Genomic DNA, 12,608 nt, shown 5'->3' with positions numbered 1-12,608 from the left:
ACCAGTTGAGGAGCTGCTGACATGAGCGACAAGCTGCGTATCGTCGGCCTTGAGGAACACGTGGTCCTGCCCGTTCTGCTCGACGCGTGGGCGGCGGCGGGAGTCCGGCCGAACGTCTACCCCGACGACCACCCGGTCACGCGAAGGCTGTGCGATGTCGGCGATGAACGCTTGGCCGACATGGACGAGCAGGGCATCGACGTCGCGGTGCTGTCCCTGGCCACTCCGGGGGTGCAGAACCTCCCGCCGGCCGATGCCGTGTGCGTCGCGCGCGAGGCCAACGACGCGCTCGCCGAGATCGTCGACGCCAATCCCTCGCGGTTCCAGGCATTCGCCGCCATCCCGACGTCCTCGCCCGAAGCCGCCGTCGAAGAGTTGGAGCGCGCGGTCACCGGACTCGGCTTCCGCGGTGCGATGCTGTATGGCCGCACCGGCGACGCACTGGCCGACGCGCCGCAGTTCGACGACCTCTACGGAGCCGCCGAACGACTTCACGTCCCCTTGCACTTCCACCCCCAGGCGCCGGTGCGTGCGGTCCAAGAGGCGTATTACTCGGGACTGCCCAACGGGGTGGGGGCGGCATTGGCGACCGCCGGGCTCGGCTGGTACTACGACCTGGGTGTGCAGTACCTGCGGATGATTTTCTCCGGGGTGTTCGACCGTCACCCCGGGCTGCAAGTGATCGCCGGGCACTGGGGCGAGGTCGTCCTGTTCTACCTCGACCACGTCGGCTTCCTGGGGGAGATGGCCAGGTTGCAGCGGCCGTTGGCCGACTACTTCCGTCAGAACTTCTGGGTGGCCGGCAGCGGTACGGTCAGCGAGCGCTACCTGCGCTGGACCGCCGAGGTCGTCGGAACCGACCGCATGCTCTACTCGACCGACTACCCGTACACCTTCGGCACCCGGCCCGGCGGCTTCCCCTACCTGGACACCAGCGGCGGCATCGCCAGGTCGTTCCTCGAGAACGCACCCTTCACCGAGGAGGAGAAGGCCGCCATAGGATCCGGCAACTGGGAACGGCTGACCGGCCACCGCAACGCCGACCGCCGGCCCCGCCGACCGGCATGACGGGTGCATGGGGCGTCACCTGGGTTGCGGACGGTGCAGCCACGGCGCCGACGTCGGTAGAGACCCTGTATGCCGGTCTCGCGCATGAGCCGGGCCCGCCTCGGTGGGCGCGCCGAGCGGGCGTTGGTCGCTGGGTACCGGGAGGTGCCGGCCGAGCTGGGACACTCGCTGTGTCCGGAAACCACGACGTGGCCGTGGAAATCGCGAACCTGCCGGACGCCGTCCGCGGCCACGAGGACATCAAGCCCGGCAACGTCGCCGCCTACCGTGACGCGCTCACCGAAGCGCTGCAACGGTTTCGCACACCGGCGAAGGCGGGGGAGTCGTGGTGACCGCGGCCGTCGCCGACGAGCTGCGGGCGTAGCCGCCTGCGGGGCGCGTGATCATCGAGCCGGACGTCATGGTGGCCTACCCGCGCGACCAGGCACCGTGGGCGAGGACGGGCCACCGGCCGGTAGTAGTGGTACGAGCGCTCACCACTAGCACGGTCGCGACGCTGTTCTTCTGCCTGCCGGCGTAGGCGGACGGGCGCGTCCGGCACTGTGTTGGCCCAGGGGGCAGCGGTCCGCGACGGGATCCACCTCACGGTCAGCGACGACGGCCGGGTGCGGTTACGTGTCGCCTACGACGGGACACGCGACGAGTAGACCGACCTGCCAGCGGACACGAAGTCCACCAGCGGTCGGGCCGGTGCGTTCCTGTCAGGGGCTCGGCCGCGACCACTCCGAAGTGCGCTGCGAGTCTGGTGAGCTCGGGCCGAGGCGTCGGGGCGCACGCTTCACGAGCCGCGCCATGACGGCCCCGCCGAACCGCTGCGTCCGCACCCAGTCCGGCGCGAGGTCGCGAGCCTCGGCGAGGTAGCGCAGCGCCTGCCCGATCCTGGTGGAGCTGGAGCGAGGTGGCGGCCAGGCGCAGCCGGTGCCCGGCTTCCCAGAAGGCCTGGCACTTCTCCGCGTGCCTCGGGCACAACCTGCGCCAGCTGGAGCGCCTTCTCCGGGTCTCCTGCTCGTGCCGTGCTGTCGACGAGCTGGAGCGCGGCGACGCGGAGCCTGAAGATCGCCGCCTCACTCGCGCTGTCGCTATGCGCCCGGACTGCGGAGCAGGGCGGGCTGGATCTGTTCCACGGCCTTCACCGCGACGCGCTCGGCGTCCCGCCGCCCGCCCGGATGGCCGACAGGACGAGGTCGATGGCGCTGTCCGCCGCCGTCTGCAGCGTCCGGGACGTGTCCGGGTCCCGTACCCAGCGGAAGATCACTCCCGTGTAGACGTCGCTGAGGGTGCGTGCCGCCTCGGCGACGTCCACCCCCGGATCGACTTCTCCGCGTTCCTGGCCATTTCTGAGCAGAGGTGTCAGGTCGGCCAGCAACTGTGACTCGTAGCGGATGGGGCCGCCCGCCGCGGTCCAGCCGAGCATCATCTGCCTGCTCAGCTCGGGCTCCGCCTCCACCATCCGGCTGATCAGCCGGAAGTAGGCGCGGACCCGTTCCGGCACCGCTTCCTCCGTGGCCTCGGTGATCACCTCCACGGCGCGGTCCGCCATCCGCCGCGTCCACAACATCGGGATGTCGCCCTTGCTGGGGAAGTGGTTGAACGCCGTGCGGCGCGAGGTGCCTGCCCGCTGGGCGATGTCCGCCATCGTGGTGTCCTCGTAGCCACGTTCCACGAACAAGGCCGCCGCGGCCTCGTAGAGCAGATCACGGGTGGCCGGAGCGCGCCGGCCCGCTGCGCCCTGTTCGGTTGCGGTCACCGCCGCCCTCGCCCCTTCCTGATGCTTGACATCGCCTGCACCCGAGTGCAAACATCCCTCGCACAACGACTGCACCCGAGTGCAACGACTCGTCACAAGGGAGTGACCATGTCCAACATAACGTCCTCGATGCGGCCCAGCGACCTCGACCTCTACCACCCGGAAGCGCTGCTCGATCCGTACGCGCACTACGCGAAACTGCGCGAGCTGGGACCGGTGCTCTTCGAGCCGGAGCGCGAGATCTGGCTGGTGCCCGGCTACACCGAGGCGTCAGGTGTGCTGCGCAACCACAAGGAGTTCGTCTCCGGCGACGGCGTCACCTACGAGGGGGTCGGCGACCGGCTCGAACGGTATCCGCTGATCGAGAACGACCCGCCGGTGCACACCCGCATCCGCCGGGCGGTCCAGCCGGCGTTCACCAGGAGCCCGATCGAGCAGCTGCGGCCCGCGATCGAGGCCGCCGCGAAGTCGATCGCCGAGAAAGCCGTCGCGCTCGGCGAGATCGACGCCGTCCAGGCGGTGGCCCAGCCGATGCCCGACAAGGCCATGGAACTGCTGACCGGGCTCACCCCGCCGAGCGCCCAGACGCTGGCCGACTGGAGCGACGCGGTCGTCCGCGCGCAGGAACCGGCGGCGAGCCCGCGCCACTCCGAGCTGCTGATCGAAGCACTGAACTGGCTGACCGAGGTGGGCGTTCCCGGCCTGCCGGCGCACTGCTTCGGCCGGCTGATCACCGAGTCCGGAGGCGCGAACGGGGGGCTCGAAGCCGACGGCTCGGAACGGCTGATGACCCTCGCCTCCATCTGGCTGGCGGGCATCGACTCGACCGGCGCGATGCTGGGCAACGCGATCGACGCGTTCATCGAGCACCCCGACCAGTGGGAGCTGCTGCGCGCCCGGCCCGATCTGATCCCGAACGCGGTCGAGGAGCTGCTGCGCTTCGAGGCTCCCTTCCGCGTCTTCTACCGCCGCACGCGCGCCGAGACCGAGATCGGCGGAACCATGATCCCGGCCGGTGCCGCGGTGTGCGCCGTACTTGCCTCGGCGAACCGCGATCCTCGGCAGTTCCCCGACCCCGACCGGCTGGACGTGACCCGGGAGAACGCCCGCACGCACCTGTCGTTCGGGACGTCGATCCACCTGTGCCTCGGTTCGCCGCTGGCGCGGCTCGAGGCCACGTCGATGCTGACCGAGCTCACTCGCCGGGTGCTTCGGTTCGAGCGCACCGGCGAGCCGGTGCGCTCCCCCAGCCAGACCATGCGCAAGTTCGACTCGTTGCCGGTGCGGCTGGTCCCGGCCCCGGGAGCGGCGTGATGAGCGGCTACTCGAAGGGATCCCACGACCTGGGCGGCGGCTGCCACGCCTGGCTGCTGCCCGACGGCGGCTGGGGGGAGAGCAACACCGGGCTGGTGCGCGGCGCGGGGGTGTCACTCCTGGTGGACACGCTCTACGACCTCCCGCACACCGCGGAGATGCTCGACGCTTACCGCCCGCTGACCGTTGGCCATCCGATCCGGACCCTCGTCAACACCCACTCCGACGGCGACCACTGGTTCGGCAACCAGCTGGTCGCCGGGCCCGACGTGGAGATCGTCGCGTCGGAGGCCGCGGCGGAGCTGATGACTCCGCGCGCGGTGTCCGAAATGGCCTCCCTGCACAACCGCCGGGACCGCGTCGGCCAGTTCATCCACTCAGTCGGCGGCCGCTTCGACCTGTCCGGGATCACCGCGACCCCGCCCACCCGCACCTTCGCCGGCGAGCTCGACCTCGACGTCGGCGGGCGCCAGGTGCGGCTCGTTCAGGTCGGTCCGGCGCACACGCCCGGCGATGTGCTGGTGCACGTGCCGGACGCGAAGGTCGTCTACACCGGGGACATCGTCTTCGTCGGTGGTGCCCCGCTCGTGTGGGCGGGACCGGTTTCGCGGTGCATCGCCGCCTGCGACCGGATCCTCGACCTCGACCTCACCGCGATCGTGCCCGGGCACGGCCCGCTCACCGACAAGGACGGCGTCCGGCTGGTCCGGGACTACCTCGCGTTCGTGGAGGTCGAAGCGACCAAGCGGTTCGAGGAAGGGCTCAGCGTCGAGCAGGCCGTCGCGTCGATGGACCTCGGCCGGTTCGCGGCGATGTCCGAGCAGGGACGGATCGCGGCCAATGTGCTCAACGTCTACGAGGAGCTCGATCCGGACAGGCCGCGCGCGGACCGGCTGGAGCAGTTCAGCCGGATCGCCGCATTCGAACTCGGAGAGCAGGCATGAAGATCGCGCGAATCCAGATCGAGGGAACGACCAGGGTGGGCATCGTCGACGGCGACCAGGTGCAGCCGCTCGCCGCGGACACCGACATGTGCGAGCTGCTCGCCGCGACCCCGGCACAGCGCACGGAGCTCGTCCAGCGCGCCACGGAGGGCGAGCCCCGCCCACTGTCCGAGGTGCGGCTGCTCGCGCCCGTGCAGCCCAGGACGCTGCGGGACTTCCTCACCTTCGAGGAGCACCTGGAAGGCAGCCTGAAGCTGCTCGGCGCGCCGGCGCCCCACCCCGCCTGGTACGACCAGCCCCTGTTCTACTTCTCCAACACCAACGCGGTGAAGGGACCCGACGACCCGGTCGCGGTGCCACCGGGGTGCCGGCTGCTGGACTTCGAGCTGGAGCTGGCCGCCGTCATCGGTAAGCCCGGCAAGGACTTGAGCCCGGAGCAGGCGGCCGAGCACATAGCCGGGTACACCCTGTTCAACGACTGGTCCGCGCGGGACCTGATGTCGCCGGTGGTCCCGGTCGGCATGGGGCCGGTGAAGGGAAAGGACTTCGCCAACACCCTCGGGCCGTGGATCGTCACCGCCGACGAGCTCGCGCCCTACCGCCGCGACGGCCGGCTGGCGCTGGAGATGCACGCGGAGCTCAACGGCGCCGCGCTGCCCGCGGGCGGGGACAACTCGGCCAACATGTCCTGGTCGTTCGAGGAGATGGTCGCGTTCGCCTCGCGCGGCGCGGAGCTGGTGCCCGGTGACGTGCTCGCCTCGGGGACCTGCGGAGCCGGCTGCCTGCTCGAATACTGGGCCCACACGGACAGCGAGGAGCCCCCGCCGCTGCGGCCGGGCGACGTCGTGACGCTGGTCGCCGAGGGCATCGGTTCGGTGTCGAACCGGATCGTCGCCGGGGCCGAACCGGTGGCCGTGCCGAGGGCCCGGGTGGGGCAGCGGCGACGTGCGCGCCCGTGGAACACCGCGGGGTCGTCGTGAGCGCCGAGGTCTGGACACCGACAGCCCAGGCGGCCGCCGAGGCGACGATCACCGCGTTCGCCCGCTTCGCCGGGAGGCGGGGCGGCCCGCCACCCGGCGCGTCCTACGAGGAGCTGTGGCGGTGGTCGGTCGACGACACGGCCGAGTTCTGGAGCGCCGTGGCCGAGTTCTGCGAAGTGGCTTGGGACACCCCGCCTGACGCGGTCACCGATGGTGCCTCCATGCCGGAAACTCGCTGGTTCCCTGGCGGGCGCCTCAACTACGCCGCCCAGGTGTTCCGGACCCCGCGCACCGGCGCGGCGGTCGTGGGTCACGACGAAACCGGGATCAGCCAGACCCTGACCTGGGCGGAGCTGGAGGCGCAGGTGAGCGGCCTCGCCGCCACCCTCGCCGGGCTGGGGGTCAGGGCGGGCGACCGGGTGGCCGGGTACTTGCCCGACCGCCCCGAGGCGATCGTGGCCTTCCTCGCCACGGCGAGCGTGGGGGCGGTCTGGGCCGGCTGCGGCACAGACCTGGCCGGGGACGCCGCCCGAGCCCGCCTCGCCCAGCTGGACCCGGCTGTCCTCATCGCCGCCTCGGGCCACCACCATCGGGGGCAGTGGATCGACCGCACCACCGACGTGCGGAAGCTGCGGGAGGGATTGCCGACTCTGCGTGCGACCGTGCTCGTCGGCGACGGTCACCCGACGGACGGGACCACCCTCACGTGGGCGCAGGCCGTCTCTCCGCCCGCACAACGCGTGGAGCCGGTGCCGGTACCCGCGGAGCATCCGCTGTGGGTGCTGTTCACCTCGGGAACGACCGGCCCCCCGAAGGGCATCGTGCACAGCCACGCCGGCGTTGTCGTCGAGCACCTCAAGACCCTGAGCCTGCATCTGGAAGTCCGGCCAGGGGACCAGTTCTTCTGGTACACGACGCTGAACTGGATGATGTGGAACCTCCGGGTGGGCGGGCTGCTCCGGGGAGCGACCGTCCACTGTTTCGACGGCGCGCCGACCGTGCGCGCGCTCTGGCAGGTCGCCGAGCGTGGCGGGGTCACGCACCTCGGGCTGAGCCCCGGCTATCTGAGCGCCTCTCGCGACGCGGGGCTGCACCCCGCCGCGGACTTCGATCTCCCGGCCCTGCGGGTGGTCGGGTGCACTGGATCCGTGCTCACCGCCCCGTTGCACCAGTGGGCGGCCGAGGAACTCGGCCCGGAGGTCCTGGTCGGGTCCACCACCGGCGGGACGGACGTGGTCAGCGGGTTCGCCGGCTTCGCGCTCACGGTGCCCATCCGGGCCGGGGAGATCGCCGTCCGCTGTCTGGGGGTCGATCTCCAGGCCTGGTCTGCTGACCGGAAGCCGCTGACCGACGCGGTGGGGGAGCTGGTCGTCACCTCACCGATGCCGTCGATGCCGCTCCGCTTCTGGAACGACCCGGACGGCAGCCGCTACCGCGGCGCCTACTTCGAGGAATTCCCCGGGGTGTGGCGGCATGGCGACTGGGTGACCGTGACCGGCCGCGGATCGGTGATCGTGCACGGCCGCTCGGACGCCACGCTCAACCGGCACGGCATCCGCATGGGCAGCGCCGACATCTGCCAGGCGGCCGAGGACCTTCCCGAGGTCGGTGAGGCGCTGGTGGTCGGCATCGAGGAACCCGACGGGGGCTACTGGATGCCGATGTTCGTCACTCTCTCCGGCGGACGGCACCTCGACGAGGAACTCGCTGCCGCGGTGCGGGCCGCGGTGCGCGACCGGGTGTCACCGCGGCACGTCCCCGACGAGGTGATCGAGGCACCGGGGATTCCGCACACCCGCACAGGCAAGAAGCTGGAAGTCCCGGTCAAGAACATCCTGCGGGGCTTCACCCGAACGGTCCAGAAGGACGCCGTCGACCGGCCCGAACTCCTGGAGTTCTACCGGCAGACCGGCGAGAACCGCCGCCGCACCAGATGAGGAAAGCCATGCCCATTCCCGAGACCTTCGAAGCGGTCGTGCTCGGCAAGGAGACCGTGGCCGACGGAGTCGTCCTGCTCACGCTAGGTCGGCCGGACCGTGGCGAGCTCCCGGCGTGGCAGCCCGGGGCGCACATCGACCTGCACCTGGGCGAACCGCCGGTGATCAGGCAGTACTCACTGTGCTCTTCACCCACCGAGCGCGACCGCTACCAGGTCGCGGTCCTTCGTGAACCGGACAGCCGCGGTGGATCAGCGTATGTCCACGACGGACTGACGTTGGGGGACACCATCCTGGTGAGCCTGCCGCGCAACAACTTCGCGCAGATCGAGGCGAAGCGCTACGTCTTCGTGGCCGGCGGCATCGGCATCACGCCGATGCTCCCGATGATCGAGGCAGCGCGGCGCGCGGGTGCGGACTGGACGCTGCTCTACGGCGGGCGCACCGCCGCATCGATGGCGTTCACCGAAGAACTCGTGGCAACCGGGGGAGAGCGGGTGTCCCTGCGTCCGCAGGACGAGTACGGACTGCTCGATTTGGCGAGCCTGCTCGCCGAGCCCGCCCCGGACACGGCTGTCTACTGCTGCGGCCCTGAGCCACTGCTGAAGGCCGTGGAAGCGCACTGCGCCTCCTGGCCGAAGGGGACACTGCACGTGGAGAGGTTCTCCCCGGCGGAGGGAGCGCTCGACGGCCCGACGACCGAGTTCGACGTGGAATTCGCGCAGTCCGGCGTGACGCTCACGATCCCGCCGGGCCGCTCGATCATCGCGGTCGCCGAGGAGGCCGGGATTCCGGTCGTCTACAACTGCGAAGAAGGCACCTGCGGGGTCTGCGAGACACCAGTCCTCGACGGCGCCCCCGACCACCGCGACTCGGTGTTGACCGATCAGGAACGCCAGGCGGGCTCATGCATGATGATCTGCGTGTCCCGCGCCCGCTCGCCCCGCCTGATCCTCGATCTGTAGGGAGTTTCGTGTGCGTGCTGGTCATTTCGGGTGAGCTGGGAGAGGTCTGCCCTGCTGGGGCCGAGGAGGTGACGTCAGCGCGACGGACAACGCTGCTGGTGCGGCGACCTGCGGACGCCGGGATCACCTGCTCGACAGTGGACACTTCGCGCTGGAGAGCCACCTCGACCTGATCACCGGCCACATGCGCGTCTCTCTCGTTCGCGTTCACCCGGGCTGATACCGGAACCTCCGGCTGGCCGCCGGAGGAGGCCACCCGGAGGCGGCATCGGCTACCGCCGGTGCGACCACACTCATATCGTAGGTGTGCCAGCTTCAGCGGAAGGGGGTCGACATGGGCGTCGACGGGTTCGAGGCGACCGCCGTGGCCGGCGAGCTGCCGAGCGCGGCGGAAGCCGAGATCCGGGATTCGTGGCGCCGCTCCTGGCGGTCCGGGGTACGGCCCGACCTGCCACTCGAGCGGCTCGACGCGGTGGACGTCGACCAGCGAAGCCGCCTGTTGCGGGCCGCGTTGCCCGTGCTCGACCAGGTTGCCGCCGAACTCGGCGAGACGGCCTACTTCACCGTCCTGGCCGACAGCGCCGCCCGGATCGTCCACCGGGGACGCATCAGTTCGCGCACGGCCGACATCCTCGACGACACCGGGGTCGTCCTGGGCAGGCGGTTCACCGAGGACACGACCGGCACCAACGCCATCGCCACACCGTTTGAGCTTCGCCGGGGCGTGGCGGTGCGTGGCGGCGAGCACTTCGCCCGGTCGCTGCGCGGCTACAGCTGCTATGGCTACCCGATAGTGCACCCCGCGACGCGGCGGCTCGAAGGCGTCCTCGACCTCGCCGGGCCGGCAGGTGGCGAGAACCCGCTGTTCGGCCCGTTTCTTCGGCAGGCCGTCCGGCAGATCGAAAGCGCGTTGCTGGCCGACTCCCGTGATTCCGAACGACGTCTCCTCGACGCGTTCAACCGGGCCGTGGCCAGGCGTGGCGAACGGGCGGTTCTGGCGCTCGGCGATGACGGCGTGGTGCTCGCCAACCAGCAGGCACTGGACCACTTCGACGCCCTCGACCACGAGCGACTCCGGGAGCTGGCACATGGGCCGCGGTGGGACGGGAAGTCCCGCGAGGTGGTCTTCGAGACGGCGCACGGGATGCGGTTGCGACTGACGCTCGAACCCGTGGGCGGGCACGGAAACGTGCTGATCCGGTTCACCCCCGCCTACCGGTCGCATCCCGTGGTTCCCCGGAGGCAGGCCACCGCCCGCGACGTCCTCGACCGGGAACTGGCGAGATACCGCGCGGCGCGCGTGGCGACCTTCATCGCGGGAGAAGCCGGAACCGGGCGCACCCGGACGGCGCACAGCCTGGCATCCGGTACCGGCGCCGAGGTGGTGACCGTCGGCGGCCATGAACCGGTCGACGCGTCCACCTGGCTCCACCGGGTCCGCAGCGCCGCCGCCTCCGGCGCGCTGGTCGTCGTCGAGGGTGTCGAACTGCTCGACGACACCGTGGTGCAGGCGCTCGGGGAGTGCGTCGCGCAGGGGATCTGGACGGCGATCACGGGGCCGCCGGTGGATCGTCTCGGTCCACGGCACCGGCACCTCGCCTTCCGGTGCCCCGGACGTCTGGAACTGCCGCCCCTGCGCGAGCGGCGCGCGGACATCCCGGCGCTGGCCCGGGCGATGCTCGCCGAGGCGACGAGCGGGTCCGCCCGGTTCACGCCCGCCGCCCTGGCGTGCCTCGCGGAGCTGGACTGGCCCGGCAACCTGCGGGAGCTCGATCATGTCGTACGCCGGGTCGCCGCCAAACGCAGCACGGGCGACATCGTCGCCGGTGACCTGCCGCGGGAGTACCGCGGCGCCCCCGCCAAGGCTCGCCTTACTCCCTGGGAACGGTCCGAGCACGACGCGATTCTGGCCGCTCTCGAACGCAACCAGGGGAACAAGACCCGCGCGGCCGAGGACCTCGGCATCAGCCGTGGAACGCTGTACAACCGGATCAGGGTGCTGCGGATCCGCGTGTGAGCGTCCCGCCGGTGTGCAAAGTTTGAACGGTTCCACCGGCGCCGCCTCGGACAGCATCGTGCCTGTCCGGATGAGCACGGAACACCGTGCTCTGGCTCCAACGGCGGAGGTGGAACGATGACTGTTGTCTCCCAGCCGGTTCTCCATCCACGGGTGGACAGCTTTCTACGGGAACCGAAGAGGCTGCTGATCGGCGGTGAGTGGGTCGCGGCGGTGTCGGGCAGGACGTTCACGACGCACGATCCGGCGACCGGGCGGGTGCTCGCGGAGGTGGCCCACGGGGAGGACGCCGACGTCACGCGCGCGGTGACCGCGGCCCGGCGCGCGTTCGACGACGGGCCCTGGCGGCGCTTCACGCCCCTGGAACGGCAGCGGCTCCTGTGGCGCGTTGCTCAGGCACTGGCCGCGCGGGCCGACGAGTTCGCCCAGATCGAGGCGCTGGACAACGGAAAGTCGGTGTCGGTCGCCGAGCACGTCGACATCGCCTGGGCGGTCGAGATCCTCGAGTACTACGCGGGGTGGGCGACCAAGATCGAGGGCAGCACGCCGCAGGTGTCGATGCCGTTCGCGCCGGGCGGGGTTTTCCACGCCTACACGCTGCGTGAGCCGGTCGGCGTGGTCGGGCAGATCGTGCCCTGGAACTTTCCCCTCCTGATGGCAGTCTTCAAGATCGCGCCGGCGCTGGCCACGGGTAACACTGTCGTGCTCAAGCCCGCCGAGCAGACCCCGCTGTCGGCGCTGCTGCTCGGTGAGCTGCTTGCCGACGCCGGGCTTCCGGACGGCGTGGTGAACATCGTGACCGGGTTCGGCGACGCCGGCGCCGCGCTGGTGCGCGACGAGCGGGTCGACAAGATCGCGTTCACCGGCTCCACCGAGGTGGGCAAGGAGATCGTCCGGGCGGCGGCGGGCAACCTCAAGCGTGTCTCGCTCGAACTCGGTGGCAAGAGCCCCAACGTGGTCTTCGCCGACGCCGACCTCGACCTGGCGGTGCCCGGCGCCGCGAACGCGATCTTCTTCAACCACGGCCAAGCCTGCACCGCGGGCTCACGCCTCTACGTCGAGGACACGATCTTCGAGGAGTTCACCGCGAAGGTCGCCGACATCGCTGCGGGTCTGCGCGTGGGGTCCGGGCTCGATCCGGCCACTGAGATCGGCCCCCTGATCTCCGCCGACCAGCGCGACAAGGTGATGGGCTACGTCGACGAGGGGCTCGCCGAGGGGGCTCGTGCCCTCTCCGGCGGCACCCGGCTCGACCGGGACGGGTTCTTCGTGGCGCCCACCGTCCTGGTCGGCGTCGGGCCGGAGTCCCGCGTGGTGCAGGAGGAGATCTTCGGTCCGGTCGTCGCGGCTCAGCCCTTCACCGCGGCCGACGGCGTCACGGCGGCCGCCAACGACACCGTCTACGGACTCGCGGCCGGGATCTGGACGCGCGATTTGTCCAAGGCGCACCGCACCGCGCGCGAGATCCGCGCGGGGTCGGTGTGGGTCAACCAGTACAACGGCTTCGACACCACACTGCCGTTCGGCGGTTACAAGCAGTCCGGCTGGGGCCGCGAGCTCGGAGCCGGCGTCCTCGAGCTCTACCTCGAGACCAAGGCCGTCAACATCGCCCTTTGACCGGGCACACACTACTTCC

General features: G+C 70.8%; 10 protein-coding genes. 9 read left to right on the top strand and 1 reads right to left on the bottom strand.

The window, feature by feature from the left end; genetic code table 11:
* Positions 1–21: 21 nt before the first annotated feature.
* Both ABZ215_RS26680 and ABZ215_RS26675 read left to right on the top strand, forming a co-directional pair.
* Positions 22–1,068: an amidohydrolase family protein gene (locus ABZ215_RS26680; protein ID WP_354952487.1), complete on the top strand. Its 1,047-nt coding sequence runs from the start codon at positions 22–24 to the stop codon at positions 1,066–1,068.
* A gap of 170 nt (positions 1,069–1,238) precedes the next feature.
* Complete coding sequence (locus tag ABZ215_RS26675; protein ID WP_354952485.1) at positions 1,239–1,400, top strand: hypothetical protein; 162 nt, start codon at positions 1,239–1,241, stop codon at positions 1,398–1,400.
* A 797-nt stretch (positions 1,401–2,197) separates the two neighbouring features.
* Here ABZ215_RS26675 and ABZ215_RS26670 read toward each other — a convergent pair.
* Positions 2,198–2,815: a TetR/AcrR family transcriptional regulator gene (locus ABZ215_RS26670; RefSeq protein ID WP_354952483.1), complete on the bottom strand. Its 618-nt coding sequence runs from the start codon at positions 2,813–2,815 to the stop codon at positions 2,198–2,200.
* A gap of 108 nt (positions 2,816–2,923) precedes the next feature.
* Here ABZ215_RS26670 and ABZ215_RS26665 point away from each other — a divergent pair, with 108 nt between their 5' ends.
* The 7 genes from ABZ215_RS26665 to ABZ215_RS26635 all read left to right on the top strand — a co-directional run bounded on the left by ABZ215_RS26665 (position 2,924) and on the right by ABZ215_RS26635 (position 12,589).
* Positions 2,924–4,129 carry a cytochrome P450 gene (locus ABZ215_RS26665; RefSeq protein ID WP_354952481.1) on the top strand — a complete coding sequence of 402 codons (1,206 nt, stop codon included), beginning with the start codon at positions 2,924–2,926 and terminating at the stop codon, positions 4,127–4,129.
* Entirely contained in the window at positions 4,129–5,073 is a 945-nt protein-coding gene (locus ABZ215_RS26660; protein ID WP_354952479.1) for an MBL fold metallo-hydrolase, read from the top strand. The genes ABZ215_RS26665 and ABZ215_RS26660 overlap by 1 nt, the downstream gene beginning before the upstream one ends.
* Positions 5,070–6,053, top strand: a complete 984-nt coding sequence (locus tag ABZ215_RS26655) for a fumarylacetoacetate hydrolase family protein (RefSeq protein WP_354709898.1) — start codon at positions 5,070–5,072, stop codon at positions 6,051–6,053. The genes ABZ215_RS26660 and ABZ215_RS26655 overlap by 4 nt, the downstream gene beginning before the upstream one ends.
* Entirely contained in the window at positions 6,029–7,990 is a 1,962-nt protein-coding gene (locus ABZ215_RS26650) for an acetoacetate--CoA ligase (RefSeq protein WP_354952477.1), read from the top strand. The genes ABZ215_RS26655 and ABZ215_RS26650 overlap by 25 nt, the downstream gene beginning before the upstream one ends.
* Positions 7,991–7,998: 8 nt before the next feature.
* Positions 7,999–8,955 carry a PDR/VanB family oxidoreductase gene (locus tag ABZ215_RS26645; protein WP_354952475.1) on the top strand — a complete coding sequence of 319 codons (957 nt, stop codon included), beginning with the start codon at positions 7,999–8,001 and terminating at the stop codon, positions 8,953–8,955.
* A 334-nt stretch (positions 8,956–9,289) separates the two neighbouring features.
* Positions 9,290–10,972 (top strand): helix-turn-helix domain-containing protein, encoded by a 1,683-nt coding sequence (locus ABZ215_RS26640; protein ID WP_354952474.1) that lies wholly within the window; start codon positions 9,290–9,292, stop codon positions 10,970–10,972.
* 117 nt (positions 10,973–11,089) lie between these two features.
* Positions 11,090–12,589 carry an aldehyde dehydrogenase family protein gene (locus tag ABZ215_RS26635; protein WP_354952472.1) on the top strand — a complete coding sequence of 500 codons (1,500 nt, stop codon included), beginning with the start codon at positions 11,090–11,092 and terminating at the stop codon, positions 12,587–12,589.
* The last annotated feature ends 19 nt before the right edge of the window (positions 12,590–12,608 follow it).

Source organism: Amycolatopsis sp. NPDC006131 (assembly GCF_040614175.1).
GTDB classification, from domain to species: Bacteria; Actinomycetota; Actinomycetes; order Mycobacteriales; family Pseudonocardiaceae; genus Amycolatopsis_E; species Amycolatopsis_E tucumanensis.
This window is presented reverse-complemented; position numbering and strand designations above follow the sequence as displayed.

Coding starts and splice junctions, on each gene's coding strand:
- ABZ215_RS26680 (WP_354952487.1), top strand. CDS start 22: ATGAGCGACAAGCTGCGTATCGTCGGCCTTGAGGAACACGTGGTCCTG.
- ABZ215_RS26665 (WP_354952481.1), top strand. CDS start 2,924: ATGTCCAACATAACGTCCTCGATGCGGCCCAGCGACCTCGACCTCTAC.
- ABZ215_RS26660 (WP_354952479.1), top strand. CDS start 4,129: ATGAGCGGCTACTCGAAGGGATCCCACGACCTGGGCGGCGGCTGCCAC.
- ABZ215_RS26655 (WP_354709898.1), top strand. CDS start 5,070: ATGAAGATCGCGCGAATCCAGATCGAGGGAACGACCAGGGTGGGCATC.
- ABZ215_RS26645 (WP_354952475.1), top strand. CDS start 7,999: ATGCCCATTCCCGAGACCTTCGAAGCGGTCGTGCTCGGCAAGGAGACC.
- ABZ215_RS26640 (WP_354952474.1), top strand. CDS start 9,290: ATGGGCGTCGACGGGTTCGAGGCGACCGCCGTGGCCGGCGAGCTGCCG.
- ABZ215_RS26635 (WP_354952472.1), top strand. CDS start 11,090: ATGACTGTTGTCTCCCAGCCGGTTCTCCATCCACGGGTGGACAGCTTT.